This window comes from Rivibacter subsaxonicus, from assembly GCF_004217215.1.
GTDB lineage: Bacteria > Pseudomonadota > Gammaproteobacteria > Burkholderiales > Burkholderiaceae_C > Rivibacter > Rivibacter subsaxonicus.
The window spans coordinates 271,876-289,626 of sequence record NZ_SHKP01000005.1 but is presented as its reverse complement, the minus strand read 5'-3'; the positions used below and the strand labels follow the sequence as shown (position 1 = coordinate 289,626).

Genomic DNA, 17,751 nt, shown 5'->3' with positions numbered 1-17,751 from the left:
GCTGGCTAGGGCCGCAGCGAGGTTGCCCGTCCTTCGACCGCCACCGCCTTGAAGCTGGCGACCGCCGGCTGGCCGGGCGCCAGCCCGAGCGACTGCACCGAGCGCCGCGTGACGAGCGCCCACAGGCATTCGCCGGGCGCGGTCGCGGCGCCGAGTGCGATCTCGACGGCGGCATAGGGTGCCTCGCGCTCGACGATGCGCGTCACGGTGCCGCTGAGCTGGTTGCTCGCGCTCGATGGCAGCACCGCGCGTTGCAGTGCCACGTCGCGCGCGCGGATGCGCAGCCGCACCGCGGCACCGAGCGGCGCTTCGATCATCGGCACCGTCACGGCCTGGCCGGCGACCTGCACCACGCTGAGCTGCCAGTCGGCGAGTTGCTCGACGACCCGGCCCTCGAGCACCGCGCCGGCCTCGAAGCGTCCGACCAGCGGGCCGAGGCTGAGGTCGGACAGCAGCGCCAGCGCCGGGCCCTGGGCGGCCACCTTGTGCTCGCTCATCAGCACCACGTGGTCGGCCAGGCGCAGCACCTCGTCCATCTGGTGCGTGACGTACAGGATCGGCAACTGCCAGCGCGCCGGCAGCGCCGCCAGGTAGCCGAGCAGTTCGTGGCGGCGCGGCGGGTCGAGCGAGGCCAGCGGCTCGTCCATCAGCAAGGCGCGCGGCCGGCTCAGCAGCGCGCGACCGATCGCGACGCGCTGGCGCTCGCCGCCCGAGAGCTGGAACGGCCGGCGGCCGAGCAGCGGCTCGATGCCGAGCAGCGCGACCACCTCGTCGAGCTCCGGGCCGCTGGCATCGCGCGGCGCGCGCACGGCGCCATAGAGCAGGTTGGCGCGCACCGAGCGGTGTGGCAGCAGGCGGCCGTCCTGGAACACGAGGCCAAGCCGGCGTGCGTGCGGCGGCAGGTCGATGCCGCGCGCGGCGTCGAACAGCGCCGTGCCGTTGAGCGCGACCCGCCCGCTGCGTGGTCGCAGCAGGCCCGCCGCGGCCAGCAGCACGCTCGACTTGCCGGCACCGCTGCGGCCGACCAATGCCGTCACGCCATGCGCCGGCACCTCGAAGCGCGCTTGCACCACGGCTTCGCCGCGCGCGAGCTGCAGATCGATCTCCAGCGTCACGGCGCGCCGCTCAGGTCGACTGGCCGAGCCAGCGCTGCAGCCGGCGGTGGCTCCACTGCGCAAAGCCGAGCGCGACAAAGGCGAGCAGCGCCGAATACATCACCAGCCGCAGCGCCAGCGCCTCGCCGTCGGGGCTCTGCAGCGCGCTGTAGATCGCCAGCGGCAGCGTCTGGGTCTGGCCCGGCACGTTGGAGACGAAGGTGATGGTCGCGCCGAACTCGCCGAGCGAGGCGGCAAAGCCCAGCACCAGCGCCGACAGCAGGCCCGGCGCGGCCAGCGGCAGCGTGACGCTGAGAAAGGCGTCGAGGCGCGAGGCGCCGAGCGAGCGCGCCGCCGCCTCGAGGCCGCGGTCGATGGCCTCGATCGACTGGCGCAGCGCGCGCACCATCAACGGCAGCGCCATCACCGCCGCCGCCAGCACCGCGCCGCGAAAGCTGAAGACGAAGGTGATGCCCAGCGTCTCGTAGAGCCAGCGCCCGAGCCAGCCCTGGCGGCCGAAGCTGATCAGCAGCGCATAGCCGATCACCACCGGCGGCAGCACCAGCGGCAGGTTGACCAGCACCTCGACCAGCGCCTTGCCGGGCCAGCGGCCGCGACCGAGCGCGAAGGCCAGGCCGAGCGCCAGCGGCAGCGCGGCCAGTGTGGCGGCGCTCGCCACCTGGAAGCTCAACCACAGGGCTTGGCGTTCGACTTCGGTCATGCAGGCCCGATGGTGCCTCAGGGCGCGACGCCGAAGCCGGCCTCGCGCAACAGCGCCTGGGCCTCGGGGCCGAACAGGTAGGCGGCGAAGCGCTGCGCCTCGGGCGTCGCCCCCTTGAGCAGCGCCAAGGGGTAGCGGATCGGCGCATGGCTGGCGGCCGGGAACAGCGCCGCGACCTGGACCTTGGGCGAGGCCAGCGCATCGGTGCGGTAGACGATGCCGAGCGGCGCCTCGCCGCGCTCGACCAGCGCCAGCGCGTTGCGCACGTTGTCGGCGCGCGCCAGGCGGGGCGCGACCGCGTCCCACAGGCCGAGGCCGGTGAGTGCGGCCTGCGCGTAGCGGCCGACCGGCACATGGGCCGGGTCGCCGGTGGCGATGCGGGCCTCGGGCTGCTTGAGCACCGATCGCAGCAGCACCTGCACCGCCTCGGCAGTCTCGGGTGGCGTGCCGGGTTCCTGGGCGCCGGGGCGCACCACGGCGAGCCGGTTCGTGACCCAGTCGCGCCGACTGCCGGCTTGCACCAGCCCGGCCTTCTGCACCGCGTCCATCCACGGCTCGTCGGCGCTGATGAAGAGCTGGGCCGGCGCGCCCTGCTCGATCTGGCGCGCCAGCGTCGAGCTCGAGGCGAACGAGAACTTCACTTTCTCGAAGCCGCCGCGGCGGGCGATGGCCTGCAGCACGTCGGTCAGGCTGGCGGCGGCGAAGACGACGACCTCGTCGTCGGCCGCATGTGCCGCCGGCGAGCCCGCGCCGAGCCAGGCGCCGGTGGCCAGGACCGCGGTCAGCAGAAGTCGACGAGCGCGCGAGGCGCCGGGAAAAGTCATGTTCAGATGCTCCGGTCGTCGCCATCGGGCAGGCGACATGCGGCCATCTTCCCCGTGCCGGCGCAGCCGCGTCGATAGGAACGACAGTGCCGACGCGGCACCTTCATCGGCCGGCTGCGCGCCGGTAGCCGCGGCCGAAGCCGGCGACGGCGCGCTGGCCATTCGGCCCGGCGAGCCAGTTCAGGGCCAGCTTCGCCGCCGGATGCTGCGAACGGAACGGTCGCATCGCGTGATAGGGCACCGCCAGCCGCGCCGGGTCCTCGACCAGCGGCGCCAGGCCGCTACCGGCGCCGGCGGCAAGCCAGACGCCGCGCTCGACCAGCGTGTAGGAACCGCTCTCGCGCGCCAGCTGCAGCGCCGCCAGCGGCCCGGCGCCCGCAGTGCGCAGCCAGGGGCCGAGCGCCAGCGGCCCGGCGAGTTTCCAGGCCGCCTGCTCGACGCCGCGGGTGCCGCTCGCCTCGCCGGTGGCGACGTAGCCGGCCTCGCCGCGGCTACCAGCCTCGGCGATGCGCGCCAGCGCGGCGGCGATGTCGCGGCCACCGGCAACGCCGGCCGGGTCGCCACTGGCGGCGGTCTTCTTGGTCGCGCGCACCGGCGTCGGGCCGACCAGTACGTGGTCGTTGCTGGCGATCAACCGGCGGTCGTGGACCAGGCCCTTGCGCTCGAGCGCGGACTCGGTATCGGGGGTCCCGGTGAACGCTGCATCGAGCTCGCCGCGCTCCAGCACCGGCAGCAGCATGCCGCCAGGGTCGGCGACCCATTGCAGCAGCAGGCCGGTGTCACGCTTGAGCGCCTCGCGTAGGTGGCCGGCCAGGCCCGAGGCCACCAGCGCGGCTTCGACGCCGACGCGCGGCATGCGCTCGGCCGCGCGCGACGCCGGCGGCGCCTGGGCCGCGGAGGGCGCGGACACCGCGCCGAAGCCGGCGGCGACGCCAAGGTTCAGGATCAGCCAGTCGCGGCGGTGGAGCAGGGGTGACGGGCACCGGTTTTGGGGGTCTTCGGTCATCGCGGGGCATCTTACGCAGAGCTTCGCGCGCCTTGCGCCCGTTTGCTCCAGCGGGCGCATTGCTCGATGCACAACGTGCATAAGGCCGCATTTTCACGCCGGGGTCACACTCCTACACTGCCTGTCCCCCGGCGTGGTCCGGGCCGGATCCCGTGGGCGTCGCGTGCGGCGCCCACGGGATCTTGTCCCTTTGGAGCTTTCAACCATGAACCAACCCGTGATGGAAGGGCTGCGCATCGCCGCACCGACCTTCGTGAAGAACGCCCGGCTCATCGCCTGGGTCGCCGAGATGGCCGCGCTGGCCCAGCCCGAGCGCATCCACTGGTGCGACGGCAGCGAGGCCGAGTACGACCGCCTGTGCGCGCAACTGGTGGAAGCCGGCACCTTCCGCAAGCTGAGCGAGGCCACGCGGCCCAACAGCTACCTCGCCTGGAGCGACCCGAGCGACGTCGCGCGCGTCGAGGACCGCACCTTCATCTGCAGCCAGAGCAAGGACGACGCGGGTCCGACCAACAACTGGATGGCGCCGGCCGAGATGCGGCGCCTGCTGCAAACCGGCCAGGCCGATGGCACGCCGGCGCTGTTTGCCGGTTGCATGCGCGGCCGCACCATGTACGTGGTGCCGTTCTCGATGGGTCCGCTCGGCTCGCCGATCGCCCACATTGGCGTCGAGCTCTCCGACAGCGCCTACGTCGCGGTCAACATGCGCCTGATGACGCGCATGGGCAAGGCGGTCTACGACGTGCTCGGCAGCGACGGCGAGTTCGTGCCCTGCATGCACACGGTCGGCAAGCCGCTGGCCGCCGGCGAGGCCGACGTGAGTTGGCCGTGCAACGCCACCAAGTACATCGTCCACTACCCCGAGACGCGCGAGATCTGGAGCTATGGCTCGGGCTACGGCGGCAACGCGCTGCTCGGCAAGAAATGCTTCGCGCTGCGCATCGCCAGCACCATGGGTCGCGACCAGGGCTGGCTCGCCGAGCACATGCTGATCTTGGGCGTGAAGAGTCCCGAGGGCACGAAGCACCATGTGGCAGCCGCCTTCCCGAGCGCCTGCGGCAAGACCAACTTCGCGATGTTGATCCCGCCCGCCGGCCTGCCCGGCTGGGAGGTCACGACGATCGGCGACGACATCGCCTGGATCAAGCCGGGCGCCGATGGCCGCCTCTACGCGATCAACCCCGAGGCCGGCTACTTCGGCGTGGCGCCAGGCACCAACGAGAAGACCAACCCCAACTGCATGGCCTCGCTGAAGCGCGACGTGATCTTCACGAACGTCGCACTCACCGACGATGGCGATGTCTGGTGGGAGGGCATGACCGACGCGCCGCCGGCGCACCTGGTCGACTGGCAGGGCAAGGACTGGACGCCGGCGATCGCCAAGGAGAGCGGCGCCAAGGCCGCACATCCGAATGCGCGCTTCACCGTGGCGGCAACCAACAACCCGGCGCTCGACCCCAACTGGGACAACCCGGCCGGCGTGGCGATCGATGCCTTCATCTTCGGCGGCCGTCGCTCGACCACCGTACCGCTGGTGACCGAGGCCCGCAACTGGGTCGAGGGCGTCTACATGGCCGCGACCATGGGCTCGGAAACCACCGCCGCCGCCGCCGGCGCACAGGGCGTGGTCCGGCGCGACCCATTCGCGATGCTGCCGTTCATGGGCTACAACATGAGCGACTATTTCGGGCACTGGCTGCAACTCGGCGAGAAGCTCGCGGCCTCGGGTGCCAGGCAACCGAAGATCTACTGCGTCAACTGGTTCCGCAAGGGCGAGGACGGCAAGTTCGTCTGGCCCGGCTACGGCGAGAACATGCGGGTGCTGAAGTGGATGCTGGAGCGCGTCGAAGGCGGCACCACCGGTGTCGACCATGTCTTCGGCGTGAGCCCGCGCTACGAAGACCTGAACTGGAACGGCCTGAACTTCAGCGCCGAGCAGTATCAGACCGTGATCGGCATCGACAAGGCGGCCTGGCAGCAGGAACTCAAGCTGCACGCCGAGCTGTTCACGCAACTCGCCTGGCATCTGCCGCCCGCGCTGACGGCAACCAAGGCCGGCATCGAGCAACGGCTGGCGGCCTGATCGAGGCGGCTGTGCGCCGCTGAAACGACAAGGGCCACCCGAGGGTGGCCCTTGGCACTTGTGCGGCGAGCTCTCAGTCGAGGGTCTGCGCGGCGCAGTAGCGACCGACCGAGCCGATCGTCGAGTGCGGCTCGCGTCGTGGCGCGACCGGGAACTGGCCGAGCCAGGGGCCGACCGATGCGGCGGTCGGCTCGCGCCGGTGAAGCTCACGGAAGGCGCGCCCGACGGCGTTGACCGAGTCGGCGATCGACTGGCGCAGGGGATTCATGCGAGGCATGGTGGACTCTGGGTTGACGTGGTGGCGCGGTCCGACTGAGCGATCAATCTCGGTGCGCACTGGAAAACAAAGATCTGACGCCGATGTAAGCGTTCGCAAACAATCGACCGAAGAAGCCGGCGGCACGCGGAGTTGCGACCGGAACGAGGTGGAAGCTGGTGGTGGTCATAGAACCTCCGATCCCCGTATTCTGCCAGAGTTCAGGGAAAACCCTCATTTGGTCATGCTTTGCCGGCATGAGCTGCTGGATGCCAGCCGGTGGCTTGGCGAAGGACAATTCGGAAATGGCCAAATCTCATCCTCCAGCCCTCAGCGGCGCCCCGCTGTCCGATGCCGAGATCGGCGAGATGGACGACCTGCTCGCTGCCATCCCGGCGCCCCGTGAATCACTCGATGCGGTGATGCTCGACGGCTACCTCTGCGGCGTGCTGGCGCAGCCGCAGGTGCTGGCGCCCGAGCAGTGGCTGCCGCCGGTCTTCGACTGGCACTGGGGCGACCCCGACGGCGAAGCGCCGAAGGAGCCGCTCGGGCCAGACAGCGAGGGCTGGCATGCCGCCAAGCACGAGCGGCTGGTCGCCCTGCTGATGAGCCACCACGCCACGCTCGAGCGCCAGCTGCGCGAGGACGCCTGGTTCGATCCGCTGGTGATGGAGCCGCAAGACGAGGCCGGCAATCCGATCACCGGAGCCGCCGCGGTGCAGCCGGCGCTGGCGCCGTGGGTGGCCGGTTTCGAGCATGCGCTGACGCAGTTCCCGGGCCTGGAGGCGATGAGCCACGAGGACCTGCCCGACCTGCTGGCCTGCGTGCGGCGCCACCTGCCGCTCGAGGACGAGGACGAGCAGGCTTTTGCCAAGGCGCTCGACGCCGAGCATCCGCTCAAGAGCCTGGACGCTGGCATCGAGGACCTGGTGGCCAACGTGGTCGCGCTGGCCGACCTCGGCCGGGCCCAGCTGTTCAGCGTCGACACCGTGCGCCGCGTCGAGCCCAAGGTCGGCCGCAACGACCCCTGCCCCTGCGGCAGCGGCAAGAAGTTCAAGCAGTGCCACGGGCGCTGAGCCGGCTTCGGCACTGAGGCGCCGGCATGCGCCTGCAACTGCTGTCGGACCTGCACCTCGAGACCGAGGCCTTCGAGCCGCGACCCGCGCCGCAGGCCGAGTTGCTGGTGCTGGCCGGCGACATCGACAGCAGCTGGCGCGGACTCGAGCTCTTCGCGAACTGGCCCGTGCCGGTGCTGTTCGTCGCCGGCAATCACGAGTTCGATCGGCGCGACTTGGAGCTTGCCTGGCCGGCGCTGCGCGCGCGCTGCGAGGCGCTCGGCATCCGTCTGCTCCAGCGCGAGACCTGCATCGTCGAGGCGCGCGACGGTCGCCGCGTGCGCTTCGTCGGTACCACCCGCTGGAGCGACTTCGATGTCTTCGGCGAATCGCAGCGCGAGCGTGCGATGCGCGCCGCGCGCTACTACGTCGCGGTGATGCGCGCCACGCGCGGTGGCGCGGTCTTCGATGCCGCCGCGGTGCGCGAGGAGGGCCTGGCCTGCCGCGCCTGGCTCGAGTCCGAACTGGCGCGCCCGGCCGCGGGCTGGGACCAGACCGTGGTCATCACCCATTTCGCGCCCAGCCTGCGCAGCGCCGATCCGCGCTATGGCCGCCAGCCGGGCACCGCCAGCTTCTGCAACGCCGACGACGACCTGCTGCCGCGCGCCGACCTCTGGCTGCACGGCCACCTGCATTGCCGGCACGACTACCGGATCGGCACCACGCGCGTGTTCAGCAACGCGCGCGGCCACGCGCCGCGCGGCGAGGCCGAGGGGCACGACCCACTTTTTTGCGTGGAGCCTTGATCCGCGTCAGGCGCTGATCCGGCCGCCGCGCGGCCTGCTGTGCAAGACTGCAGTTCGCCACCTCTTGTGCTCCAGCCTCGGGAGAACCACAGCATGAAGATCCTTCTGGCCGTCGATGGCAGCGCCTTCACCAAGCGCATGCTGGCCTACTTCGCCGCCAACGCCGAATGGCTGGGGGCCGGCCATGAAATCACGGTGCTGACCGTGGTGCCGGCCGTGCCGGCGCGCGCGGCCGCGGTGATCGAGCGCGCGCAGCTGCTCGAGTACTACGCCGACGAGGCCGAGAAGGTGCTCAAGCCGGTGCGCCGCTTCCTGGCGCGCGAAGACCTGAAGCTCGACTTCGTGCACAAGGTCGGTCCGGCGGCCGAGACCCTTGCCAAGACCGCCGCTGCCGGCCGTTTCGGCCTGGTGGTGATGGGCTCGCAGGGCCACTCGGCGCTGGGCAACCTGGTGCTCGGCTCGGTCGCCACCGGCGTGTTGGCAAAGTGCTCGGTGCCGGTGCTGCTGGTGCGCTGACTCAGGCGCCCTGCAGCCCCGAGAAGCAGGTGCCGAGCAGCCAGTCGATGATCTGCGCGTCGGTGTGCTGGCCTCCCGCCTTGAGCAGGGCCAGCACCGGATCGCAGGCGCGCGCGTAGAGCGTATAGAGCACCACCTCGGGCGGCAGCGTCCGGCTGATCAGGCCGTCGCGCTGCGCGGCCTCGATCAGGGCGCCGAGCCGGTCGCTGACCTCGAACAGGCGGTCGAGGTAGGCGCGATTGGCCATCAGCGCCGCGCGCAGGCTCGAGTTCTGCGCCGGTAGCGCGGGCATCTCGCCGGCCAGCTGCACCTCCATCGTCCAGCGTGCCACTGCCTTGAGCCGGTCGAGCGGCGTCGCGCCGGCCGCCAGCCGGCCGTCGAGCTCCGCCAGGAAGGCCAGCGCCCGGTCGAGCACGCGAACCATCGCCGCGGCGGCCAGATCCTCCTTGGACGCGAAGTGCTTGTAGAGGCTGGCCTTGGCGATGCCGACATCGGCCGCGACCTCGTCGACGGTCATCGCGTCGAAACCCTTCTCGGCCAGCAGACGATTGACGGATTCGATGAGCGCGTCCTCGCGGGCGCGCAAAACCTGTTCGCGGAAGGAAACCTTGGCCATGGCGCAAGTGTAAGCCGCTGGGCGCGCGACGCAGACGGTTCAGTGAATGATCAGACTGAAAAGGCTATAAAAAGACCATACGGTAGTCTTGGTGAACTGTTCAGTTCAAACTTCGGCACGATCTTGTTCCACATCGACCAGGAGATTGCCATGACCCGTTGGATGAAGTGGTTTGCTGCACTGGGCGCCGCCGCGCTGCTGGCCGGCTGTTCGTTCGGTGATGATGATGAAGTGGCGCCGCCCGTGCCCGTCGGCAACCTCGCCGAGGTCGCGCGGGCCAACGGCTTCAATGCGCTGCTGGCCGCCGTCGCCAAGGCCGAGCTCGGCTCGGTGCTGGCCGGCTCCGACAAGCTGACCGTGTTTGCGCCCACCGACGCCGCCTTCGGCGCGCTCGCCACCCGGCTCGGCCTGGCCGACGCCAACGCGCTGGTGGCCGCGCTCAGCAAGGACCAGTTGACCAAGATCCTCAGCTACCACGTCGTCGCCGGCGAGGTGAAGAAGGCCCAGGTGCCGCTGGCCACGGACATCACGACGCTGGAGACCGGCAAGTTCCAGGTCAGGGCCTCGGGCGCCGATCTGCTGATCGCCGACGAGTTGCTGCGCGACAGCAGGATCACCGCCACCGACGTGGCGGCCAGCAATGGCGTGATCCACGTCGTCGACAGCGTGCTGCTGCCCGAGGGCGTGCTCAACATCGTGCAGACCGCGCAGGCCAACCCGGTGTTCTCCAAGCTCGTGGCCGCGGTGGTCGCGGCCGATCTGGCCGGGGCGTTGTCGGGCGCCGGTCCGCTGACCGTCTTCGCGCCGGTCGACACCGCCTTCGACGCGATCGCCTCGGTGGTCCCGACGCTGAGCAAGGAGCAGCTCACCACTGTGCTGACCTACCACGTGGTCGGCGCCAAGGTGCTGGCGGCCGACATTCCGTTCGGCACGCCGGTGGGCACGCTGGCGGGCCAGAACATCACGATCAGCGCCGGCACGCCGCCGACGATTGCCGATACCACCGCCGCCGCCGCGCGCATCGTCGCGACCGACATCGAGGCCAGCAACGGCGTGGTGCACGTGATCGACAAGGTGCTGATCCCCACACTCTGAACCAGGCCGATTTCCCAACCGCCCCAAGGAGTACTGCGATGAAGAAGAGCCTGATTGCCGCCGCCCTGACGCTCGGCCTGACGATGGCTGCCCACGCCAAGGACATCGTCGATACCGCGGTCGCCGCCGGCGACTTCAAGACCCTGGCTGCCGCGTTGCAGGCTGCGGGCCTGGTCGACACGCTCAAGGGCAAGGGACCGTTCACGGTCTTCGCGCCCACCGACGCGGCCTTCGCCAAGGTGCCCAAGGACCAGCTCGATGCGCTGCTGAAGGACAAGGCGGCGCTGACCAAGGTGCTGACCTACCACGTGGTGCCGGGCAAGGTGATGGCGGCCGACGTCAAGCCCGGCAAGGTCAAGACCGTGCAGGGCGGCGAGCTGACAATCGCCACCGCCGGTGGCGGCGTCATGGTCGACCAGGCCAAGGTCCTCAAGACCGACATCGTCGCCGACAACGGCGTGATCCACGTGATCGACTCGGTCGTGATGCCCAAGTAGTGCGGGCCTTCGAGCCCGGTGTCGCGGGGCGGCCCTGAGGGCCGCCCTTTGCATGTCCGAACAACAACCCGCTCCATGCGCCGAATGCTTCGTTCCCTTCTGGCCCTTGCCGCGTTGACGGCGGCGCTGCCTGCCGCGGCCCAGATCGTGCCGTTCTACACCTTCGGCGAGCCACCGAAGCAGACCGCGCTCAGTGCCTCGGCGGTGATCATCGGCGGCCCGCGCTATGACGGCAGCGACCGCTACCGCGTCTTTGCCGCGCCCAGCATCGACGCGCGCTTCGCCAACGGATGGTTCGGGAGCATCGTGCAGGGCGTTGGCTACAACTTCTCGCGCGACCCGGACTGGGACCTTGGCCTGCGCGTCGGTGGCCTGCTGCCGCGCAAGGCCGAGGACGAGATCGCCGGCCTCGACGACATTCCGCTGCGCGCGGTCGCCGGCGCCTTCGCCAACCTGCGCGTCGGCCCGCAACTGCAGCTGCGCTCGGCGCTGCGCTATGGCTCGGGGCTGAGCCGCGACGGCCTGACGCTGGACCTCGGCGCCAACTACCACCTGGGCGAGTGGCTCGGCGTCTTCTGGAACACCGAGGCCTCGCTGCAATGGGCCAATCGCGAGCACCTGCAAAGCTACTTCGGCGTCAACGCGGCGCAGAGTGTGCAGACCGGCTTGCCGGTGTTCGAGCCGTCCTCGGGCTGGCGCGAATACCGGCTTGGCATCGGTGGCTTCAGGCCGATCACGCGGCAGTGGTCGGCGTTCGGCAGCTTCAGCGCGATCCGCTTCGGCAGCGCGATCGACGACAGCCCGATCATGAGGAGCAAGGGCGCGACGCAGCTGCTCCTGGGCCTGACCTACCGCTTCTAGGCGTCGCGCTGCGGGCCGGCCAGCCCGCGCTCGACCACATAGCGCGCCTGCCGGTGCAGCGTCGCGCCCTCGACCGCCGGGAACGCGGTCGCCATGAAGTCGCAACGCAGTTCGCGCGGCGTGAACTCCAGCAAGGCGTAGCCGCGCTCGTCGCCGCGCGCGTGCAGCAGGTCGGGATTGCTGCGACGCATCAGCGCTGCCGCGGCCTCGGGCAGGCCGCGCGAGCTGATCGAGCTGCAGCAGAACTCGCTGGCGATGACCGGCGAGCGGGTGTCGGCCGGATCGAGTCGCAACCGCGCCGCGACATGGCGATGCACATCGCCGCCGAGGCAGACCACATCGCCGCCGGGCGCGCCGGCGAAGGCCTGCAGCAGCCGCTCGCGCGCTCGCGGGTAGCCATCCCAGCCGTCGCTGTAGATGCTGCGGCCGAGCATCGGTGCCTCGATGCCGGCCGGCGCCAGTTGCGTGCCCTGGGCGACGACGCGCCAGCCGCGCCGGCTGGCCGCCAGCTCCTCGGCGATCCAGCGCTCCTGCTCGGCACCGAAGACGGTGCGCCGCTCGTCGTTGAGCTCGCCGCAGTTGACCAACGCGCGGCCGCCGGCGCGGCCCGGCGGGTTGCAGGCCTGCACCGAGCGGAACTGGCGACCGTCGAGCGTCCACAGATCGGCCAGCTGGCCCCAGGGCAGTTGGCCGCGCAGGCCACCCGGTGCACCGATCGTCAGCAGGTCGGGCGCCACCGGTAGGTGTTCGAAGTAGGCCTTGTAGGCCGCGGTGCGCAGGGCCAGGAAGCTGGCCTCGTCGACCACCTCGCCGCGGCTGCCGGCCAGCCCGGCGTAGTCGTTCTCGACCTCATGGTCGTCCCAGACCAGCAGCCAGGGGTGGGCCGCGTGCACGGCCTGCAGGTTGGGGTCGAGCCGGTAGGTGACGTGGCGCTGGCGGTAGGCCTCGAGGTCACGCGGCAGGCCGGCCTCGTGCGGCCGCACGACGAAGCGCGGGTTGCTGCCCTCGTAGATGTAGTCGCCGGCGAAGAGCACCAGGTCCACGTCGCGTCGCGCGAGGTCGGCATGGGCCGCGTAGGCGCCCTGCTCGTAGTGCTGGCAGGAGGCGAGGGCGACGCGCAGTCGCGCGACATCGGCATCCGGCGCCGGCGGCGTGCGCGTGCGGCCTACCGGGCTCACCGCATCGCCGACCAGGAAGCGGTAGTAGTAGAAGCGGTCGGTTGCCAGCGCATCGAGCGCGACATGCACGCTGTGCGCGTGCTCGGGGCGCGCCAGGGCCTGGCCTTCGCGCACGATGCGCGTGAAGCCCTCGTCGTCGGCCAACTGCCAGTGCAACGCCACCGGCTCCGGCGCCATGCCGCCCCAGGGTTCGCGCGGACTGGGCGCCAGGCGGGTCCACAGCACCACGCGCGCGCCGCCGGCGAGGCCGCTGGCCACGCCGAGCGTGAAGGGGTCGGCATCCAGGCGCGGTCGTGTCGTCGCGCCGGTGTCCTCGGCCAAGCCGCGCGGTGCGAACAGCAGGCTCATCGCCATGGCCGCGGCGCGCCGGCCGAGCACGCCGCAGGTCATGCCGGTGGCGCCCTGCTGGAGGAAGCGGCGTCTGTTCATGCCGGGCATTCTCGCGACGCGCGCAGCCTCGATGCGCGACCCGGTTCGACGCCGCTGCGAAAGCGGATGTTGCAGTGCAATAGCCTAGGGGTAGGAGCCGGCTTCGAAGGCACCTAATGTCTGTTCATGAGCCTGTGCGGAACTGCCGTCCTGACCAAGGCGCTGACCTGGGGCACGCTCAGTGCGGCCCTGTCGAGCGCGCTGTGGCTCGCTGCGGGCGACGACGACTACCCGAGCGACTGGCTCGCTGATTTCTTCGCCGCCGCCGTGTCGCCGGAGTCGTCCTGGGCGTCGTCGTCTCAGGCCGCCGCCGAGCCCGGCCGCGCGGCGCGCTGGCTGCCAGCCGCGCGCACTGTCGTGCGGCGCTGAGCCGGGCCGGCTGCCGGGCGCTGGTCCAGCGCCGCCGCGGCGCCGGCCACCAATGCCGCGCCGACTTCGTCGAGCCGGGCCGCGCGCGGCGCGCCGGCCGTGAACTCGTCGCCCAGCTTCCACTGGTGCCAGTAGAGCGCAACCTCGATCGCCACCTGGGGATGCAGCACGATCAGTTCGCCGCGCCCGATGGCCTCGCGCACCTGCAACTCGGGCAGCACGCCGATGCCCCAGCCCAGCGCCGCGGCCCGCGCGTAGGCCTCCGATGAAGGCACGAAGCGCTCGACCAGCCGCGGCTCCCTGACGCCGAAGGCCTGCGTGACCCACTGCGCCTGCATGTCGTCCTTGCGGTTGAACACCAGGAATGGCAGCTGGGTGAAGTTGCCGCGATGCAGCCCCGCCTCGGCGTCACCACCCATCGCCGCCTCGACGAAGCCGGGACTCGCGACCGCCGCATAGCGCATCACGCCCAGCGGCGTGATGCGGCAACCGCGCAGCGCGGTGGGCACCGTCGAGACGCAGCCCAGCACCTGGCCCTGGCGCAGCCACTCGTGCGTGAAGTCCTGGTCGTCGACGATCAACTCGAGGCCGAAGCCGTCGCCGCGACCCTGCTGTACCAGCGCGTCGAGCGCCGGCAGCACCCAGGTCGCCAGGCTGTCGGCGTTGACGGCGATCGGCAGGCGGGTCTGCGTCAGTACCGTCTCGCCCAGTTCACGCGCGACATCGGCCCGCATCGCCTGCAACTGGCGCGCGAAGCGCAGCAGCACCTTGCCCGGCTCGGTCAGCCGCAACGGGCGCGCACGCACCACCAGCAGCTGCCCGACCTGCGCCTCCAGCGCCCGCAGCCGCTGCGAGACGGCCGACTGTGTGATCGACAGGCGCTGCGCCGCGCGCTCGAAGCTGCCGTCGTCGGCGAGTGCGGCCAGGCAGTCGAGGGCGGCGGGGTCTAGGTCTCTCATCGGGGCTCCGGGAGGCGGCTTCTACATCAGCATGGCTAATGTAGTCGGATCAAGTTGAATCACGCTTCACGTCCGGCGAGCCCGCGCGAACAATCCGCGGCGATGCCCAGCCACCCGATGGAAGCCCTGTTGCCTGCCGCCACCGCCAGCCACGCCATGCTGGCGGCCGCTGCCATGCAGGGGCTGCTGCTGATGGCCGGCCTGATCCTCGCGATCGGCGCGCAGAACGCGCTGGTGCTGCGCCAGGGGCTGGCGCGCCAGCATGTGGTGCCGGTGGTGGCGCTGTGCATCGTGTCGGACTGGCTGCTGAGTGCGGCCGGCGTGTTCGGCTTCGGCGCCTGGATCGCGCGCCAGCCGACGCTGATGGAGGCCTTTCGCTTCGGCGGCGCCCTGTTCCTGCTCTGGTGCGCGCTGCAGGCGGCGCGGCGCGCGTCGCAGGGCGAGGGCGCGCTAATGGCCACGGCGCGTCCGACCGCCACGCTCGGCGCAACGCTGGTCGCCACGCTCGCGGTCACCTGGCTCAACCCGCATGTCTATCTCGACACCGTGGTGCTGCTCGGCGGCGTCGGCGCGCGCCACGCGGGCGCGGCGCGCTGGGCCTTCCTGGCCGGCGCCTGCGCGGCCTCGGCGCTGTGGTTCGCGCTGCTCGGCGCCGGCGCGATGGCCGCCTCGCGCTGGCTGCGACATCCGGCGACGTGGCGGGCGATCGACGCCGGCATCGCGCTGGTGATGTTGGGGGTCGCCGCCCAGCTGCTGTGGGCGCCGCCGGCCTGAACCGAAGTCTTCCGGAGAAGCTCGCATGAAAGTCATCGTCCTCGGCGCCGGCATCATCGGCGTCAGCACCGCCTGGTATCTGCTCGAGGAAGGGCACGAGGTCACGCTGGTCGATCGACAGCCCGACGCGGCGCTGGAGACCAGCTTCGCCAACGGCGCGCAGATCTCGGTCAGTTTCTGCGAGCCCTGGGCCAATGCCGCCGCGCCCTTTAAGGTCGCCCGGTGGCTGCTGCGCGACGACTCGCCGCTGCTGTTCCGGCCGCGGCTCGATCACCACCAGTGGCGCTGGGGCCTGAGCTTCCTCGGCCAGTGCAGCGATGCCGCCTTCGAGCGCAACGTGCGCCAGCTGGTCGCGCTCGGTCGCTACAGCCATGAGTCGCTGAAGAGCCTGGTCGCGCAGACCGGCATCGAGTACGAGCGGCTCGAACGCGGCATCCTGCACTTCTTCTCCAGCCAGGCTGATCTCGACGCCGGCGCCCAGGGCGCCGCGTTGATGCGGCGCTACGGCGTCGATCGCCGCGTGCTGTCGCGCGAGCAGGTGCTGGCGGTCGAGCCGGCGCTGGCCGCGTATGGCCAACAAGTGGCCGGAGGCACCTACACGCCAAGTGACGAGTCGGGTGACGCGCGCGTGTTCACGCAGCGGCTTGCGCAGCGCTGCATCGAGCGTGGCGCGAGCTTCATCTATGGCCACGCGATCGACGGTCTGGTGCAGGCGGGTGGGCGCATCGAGGCGGTGCGCGTGCGCGAACTCGCCAGCGGCGTCGGCCGCACCCTGCGTGGCGACGCGGTGGTGGCTGCGTGCGGCAGCTACACGGCGCCGTTGCTGCGCCCGCTTGGCGTCAATCTCAACATCTATCCGGCCAAGGGCTACTCGGCCACGCTGCGCCTGAAGCGCCCCGAAGACGCCAGCACGGTGAGCCTGCTCGACGACTCGCGCAAGATCGCGATCTCGCGCCTGGGCGACCAGATCCGCATCGCCGGCACCGCCGAGCTGGCGGGCTACGACCATTCGCTCGACACGCCGACCGCGCGCGTGCGCTGCCAGGCGCTGGTGCGCCGCTACGAGGAGCTGTTCCCCGGCGTCGCCGACGCCAGCGAACCCAACTTCTGGACCGGCCTGCGACCGAGCACGCCGAGCAACATCCCGGTCATCGGCCGCAGCAGCAAGATCGCGAATCTGTGGATCAACGCCGGCCACGGCACGCTCGGCTGGACCCACGGTGCCGGCTCCGGGCGCGCGCTGGCGCTGCTGCTCAGTGGCAAGCGGCCGGGGCTGGAGTTCGGCTTCGCCGGCGATGCAAGCACGCAAGCCTCGAGCGTGGTGGGTCGGCGATCGGTGCCGGCCTGAGGCGGGCGGCGCGGTTTCCCTCGATCGGGGGATTCGTGGCCTCTGCGCCGCCACCTACAGTCGAACGCAGTCCACGACATGGATCCCGAATTCGGGCCGGCAACCGATCCAGGCGCATCACAGACGCCCACTGCCACGCCCTACAGCTCCCAACGACGTCCTTTCCAAGGACTTCCAACGCCCGAGTCGCAAGGCCCGGGCGTTTTTTTTCACTCAGGTTCCGAATCCCGCTGCCAGCGCCGTGCGCAGGTGCTCGACGAGCGCCCGCACCGCCTTCGGCACCACCGGGCTGTAGGGTCGAATCGCGTAGATGCGCTCGCCGAAGCTGCCCTGGGCGCGCCACTGCGGCAACAGCGCCGACAGCTTGCGCGCCCGCAGCGCGGCCTGCGCGCTGAAGTCGGGCAGCAGCGCCAGGCCGAGGCCACTCTCCACCGCCTCGCGCAGCACTTCGCTGTTGTTGGCGGCAAAGGGCCCACGTACCGGCACGGCGATGCGCTCGCCCTTGCGGCTCTCGAAGCTCCAGACCGGAGCGGCGCCGGGTCGCGGGTAGGGCAGGCACGCATGCTCGGCCAACTCGGCCGGATGCGTCGGTGTGCCGGCCCGCCGCAGGTAGGCCGGGGCCCCGACCAGCACCGTGCGGGTCTCGCACAGCAGCCAGGCCACATGGGTGTCCGGCGGCTGCGCGGTGTGGCGGATCGCCAGATCGACGCCCTCCTGTGCCAGCGGCAGCAGGCGGTCGCTGAGATCGAGCTCGATGCGCACCTCTGGATGGGCGCGCAGGAAGCTGGCGAGGTGCGGGACCACCTGCTGGCGGCCGAGCGCCACCGGCGCCGTCAGCCGCACCAGGCCGCGCGGCGCCTCGGCGCGCTCGCGCACGCCATGGAAGCCGCGCTCGATCTGGGCATAGGCCGGCGCCGTGGCGTCGACCAGCTGCTGGCCGGCCTCGGTCAGCCGCACGCTGCGCGTGGTGCGCTGCACCAGCGGCACGCCGGCTACGCGCTCGAGCTCGGCGATGCGCTGGCTCATCGCCGCCTTCGACAGGCCGAGCCGCTGCGCGGCCGCAGTGAAGCTGCCCTGCGCGGCCAGCATGCCCAGCGCATGCACATGGCTCCACAGCAGGTCGGGGCGGAGTTCGGAGACGGCAACGGTGCTCATGGCGATCGTCCGGCTTGGTGGCTTCCTATTGTTCATCATGGCGAACAAAGCATTCGGCCGGACGGGCTGTTCAGCCCGTGCCGCACTGCCTAAGCTGTAGAGATCTCAT

The 17,751-nt window shown here is 71.1% G+C and carries 19 protein-coding genes; 10 read left to right on the top strand and 9 right to left on the bottom strand.

What is annotated here, in order from left to right:
* Nucleotides 1-5 precede the first annotated feature (5 nt).
* The 4 genes from modC to EV670_RS07385 form a co-directional block, all read right to left on the bottom strand.
* Nucleotides 6-1,115 (bottom strand): molybdenum ABC transporter ATP-binding protein, encoded by a 1,110-nt coding sequence (modC, locus tag EV670_RS07400; RefSeq protein WP_130431199.1) that lies wholly within the window; start codon nt 1,113-1,115, stop codon nt 6-8.
* A 10-nt stretch (nt 1,116-1,125) separates the two neighbouring features.
* Complete coding sequence (gene modB / locus EV670_RS07395; protein WP_130431198.1) at nt 1,126-1,815, bottom strand: molybdate ABC transporter permease subunit; 690 nt, start codon at nt 1,813-1,815, stop codon at nt 1,126-1,128.
* Nucleotides 1,816-1,832: 17 nt separating this feature from the next.
* Entirely contained in the window at nt 1,833-2,639 is an 807-nt protein-coding gene (gene modA, locus EV670_RS07390) for a molybdate ABC transporter substrate-binding protein (RefSeq protein ID WP_130431197.1), read from the bottom strand.
* 103 nt (nt 2,640-2,742) lie between these two features.
* Nucleotides 2,743-3,645 carry a substrate-binding domain-containing protein gene (locus tag EV670_RS07385; RefSeq protein WP_130431196.1) on the bottom strand — a complete coding sequence of 301 codons (903 nt, stop codon included), beginning with the start codon at nt 3,643-3,645 and terminating at the stop codon, nt 2,743-2,745.
* 205 nt (nt 3,646-3,850) lie between these two features.
* Here EV670_RS07385 and EV670_RS07380 point away from each other — a divergent pair, with 205 nt between their 5' ends.
* Entirely contained in the window at nt 3,851-5,728 is a 1,878-nt protein-coding gene (locus EV670_RS07380; RefSeq protein WP_130431195.1) for a phosphoenolpyruvate carboxykinase (GTP), read from the top strand.
* A gap of 73 nt (nt 5,729-5,801) precedes the next feature.
* Here EV670_RS07380 and EV670_RS07375 read toward each other — a convergent pair whose 3' ends face one another.
* The gene (locus EV670_RS07375) at nt 5,802-5,996 is read right to left on the bottom strand and encodes a hypothetical protein (protein ID WP_130431194.1); all 195 of its coding nucleotides are present in this window, start codon (nt 5,994-5,996) and stop codon (nt 5,802-5,804) included.
* Nucleotides 5,997-6,289: 293 nt separating this feature from the next.
* On the opposite strand from EV670_RS07375, the gene EV670_RS07365 reads away from it, so the two are divergent.
* The 3 genes from EV670_RS07365 (at nt 6,290) to EV670_RS07355 (ending at nt 8,361) form a co-directional block, all read left to right on the top strand.
* Nucleotides 6,290-7,060, top strand: coding sequence for a UPF0149 family protein (locus EV670_RS07365; RefSeq protein WP_130431192.1), 771 nt, complete (start codon nt 6,290-6,292; stop codon nt 7,058-7,060).
* A gap of 26 nt (nt 7,061-7,086) precedes the next feature.
* The gene (locus tag EV670_RS07360; protein WP_130431191.1) at nt 7,087-7,845 is read left to right on the top strand and encodes a metallophosphoesterase; all 759 of its coding nucleotides are present in this window, start codon (nt 7,087-7,089) and stop codon (nt 7,843-7,845) included.
* 93 nt (nt 7,846-7,938) lie between these two features.
* Nucleotides 7,939-8,361: a universal stress protein gene (locus EV670_RS07355; RefSeq protein WP_130431190.1), complete on the top strand. Its 423-nt coding sequence runs from the start codon at nt 7,939-7,941 to the stop codon at nt 8,359-8,361.
* Between the two features lies 1 nt (nt 8,362).
* Here EV670_RS07355 and EV670_RS07350 read toward each other — a convergent pair whose 3' ends face one another.
* Nucleotides 8,363-8,977 carry a TetR/AcrR family transcriptional regulator gene (locus EV670_RS07350; protein WP_130431189.1) on the bottom strand — a complete coding sequence of 205 codons (615 nt, stop codon included), beginning with the start codon at nt 8,975-8,977 and terminating at the stop codon, nt 8,363-8,365.
* Between the two features lie 150 nt (nt 8,978-9,127).
* Between EV670_RS07350 and EV670_RS07345 the strand changes: the two genes are divergently transcribed.
* From EV670_RS07345 to EV670_RS07335, 3 genes are all read left to right on the top strand, one after another.
* A complete protein-coding gene (locus EV670_RS07345; RefSeq protein ID WP_242616873.1) occupies nt 9,128-10,072 on the top strand; it encodes a fasciclin domain-containing protein in 945 nt (314 codons plus the stop codon).
* A gap of 38 nt (nt 10,073-10,110) precedes the next feature.
* Nucleotides 10,111-10,569 (top strand): fasciclin domain-containing protein, encoded by a 459-nt coding sequence (locus EV670_RS07340; RefSeq protein WP_130431188.1) that lies wholly within the window; start codon nt 10,111-10,113, stop codon nt 10,567-10,569.
* Nucleotides 10,570-10,653: 84 nt separating this feature from the next.
* A complete protein-coding gene (locus EV670_RS07335; RefSeq protein WP_165393258.1) occupies nt 10,654-11,430 on the top strand; it encodes a MipA/OmpV family protein in 777 nt (258 codons plus the stop codon).
* Here EV670_RS07335 and EV670_RS07330 read toward each other — a convergent pair.
* Nucleotides 11,427-13,037, bottom strand: coding sequence for an alkaline phosphatase D family protein (locus EV670_RS07330; RefSeq protein ID WP_242616872.1), 1,611 nt, complete (start codon nt 13,035-13,037; stop codon nt 11,427-11,429). The genes EV670_RS07335 and EV670_RS07330 overlap by 4 nt on opposite strands.
* Before the next feature lie 126 nt (nt 13,038-13,163).
* Here EV670_RS07330 and EV670_RS07325 point away from each other — a divergent pair, with 126 nt between their 5' ends.
* Complete coding sequence (locus EV670_RS07325; protein WP_130431185.1) at nt 13,164-13,406, top strand: hypothetical protein; 243 nt, start codon at nt 13,164-13,166, stop codon at nt 13,404-13,406.
* On the opposite strand, the gene EV670_RS07320 is transcribed toward EV670_RS07325, so the two are convergent.
* Nucleotides 13,337-14,365 carry a LysR family transcriptional regulator ArgP gene (locus EV670_RS07320; protein ID WP_130431184.1) on the bottom strand — a complete coding sequence of 343 codons (1,029 nt, stop codon included), beginning with the start codon at nt 14,363-14,365 and terminating at the stop codon, nt 13,337-13,339. The genes EV670_RS07325 and EV670_RS07320 overlap by 70 nt on opposite strands.
* A 102-nt stretch (nt 14,366-14,467) precedes the next feature.
* On the opposite strand from EV670_RS07320, the gene EV670_RS07315 reads away from it, so the two are divergent.
* Complete coding sequence (locus tag EV670_RS07315) at nt 14,468-15,139, top strand: LysE/ArgO family amino acid transporter (protein WP_242616871.1); 672 nt, start codon at nt 14,468-14,470, stop codon at nt 15,137-15,139.
* Between the two features lie 25 nt (nt 15,140-15,164).
* On the top strand, nt 15,165-16,487 hold the full coding sequence (locus EV670_RS07310) for a D-amino acid dehydrogenase (RefSeq protein ID WP_130431183.1): 1,323 nt from the start codon (nt 15,165-15,167) through the stop codon (nt 16,485-16,487).
* A gap of 213 nt (nt 16,488-16,700) precedes the next feature.
* On the opposite strand, the gene EV670_RS07305 is transcribed toward EV670_RS07310, so the two are convergent.
* Nucleotides 16,701-17,642 carry a LysR family transcriptional regulator gene (locus tag EV670_RS07305; RefSeq protein WP_130431182.1) on the bottom strand — a complete coding sequence of 314 codons (942 nt, stop codon included), beginning with the start codon at nt 17,640-17,642 and terminating at the stop codon, nt 16,701-16,703.
* Between the last annotated feature and the right edge of the window lie 109 nt (nt 17,643-17,751).